This window comes from Fulvivirga kasyanovii (genome assembly GCF_009711405.1).
GTDB lineage: Bacteria > Bacteroidota > Bacteroidia > Cytophagales > Cyclobacteriaceae > Fulvivirga > Fulvivirga kasyanovii.
The window spans coordinates 1-682 of sequence record NZ_SMLW01000099.1 but is presented as its reverse complement, the minus strand read 5'-3'; the positions used below and the strand labels follow the sequence as shown (position 1 = coordinate 682).

The following is a 682-nucleotide window of genomic DNA, read 5'->3' as shown; positions in this document are numbered from 1 at the left end:
CGGGTTTTATCGTCCTTGCTCAGGTTATGAAGGGCGGATAGACGTAGGTGGTGACGGGGGTCCAGGATCAGGCTCACGCCACCGGCTATCGCTACTTTGCTCTCTCCTCGGCGCAGGCTCTCCATAGCCTGGTGGATCGCTGTAAGCGAGGATGAACAGGCGGTATCGATGGCCATGCTCGGGCCGCGGAATTTAAAGTACTGGGACACGCGGTTCGCGATGAGCCAGTAGGACGATTGGGCATGGTTCCAGTGGCCTGAGTGCCAGCTGAGGGCGCCCAACTGGCCATAGGTACCATACATTGCGCCTACAAAAACGCCTACAGGGTTAGATTCTTCACTCAAACGGGTGCCGCCATACCCTGCATTTTCCAGTAGTCGCCACACTTCTTCAATAAAAAGTCGCTCCTGGGGGTCCATATCGGTGGCTTCTGTACCGCTGATCCTGAAAAAATCGGCATCAAAACGGGATACGTCGTCTATAAAGCCGCCCCATTTGCTGTAGCTCTTGCCATCGCCTCCGGTGGGGTCGTAGTAACGTTCCCAGGACCAGCGATCGGATGGGATCTCGCTGATGCTGTTCTTCCCGGAGCGTAGGTTATCCCAGTAGGTCTCTATATCGGAGGCTCCGGGGTAACGTCCGCTGAGTCCGATAACGGCGATATCAAAATCTCCTGTATCGG

Annotated in this window: 1 protein-coding gene; it reads right to left on the bottom strand. The window is 55.7% G+C overall.

The window, feature by feature from the left end:
* On the bottom strand, positions 1 to 682 hold a 682-nt coding region (locus tag E1163_RS00175; protein ID WP_185155878.1), incomplete at both ends, for a beta-ketoacyl synthase N-terminal-like domain-containing protein.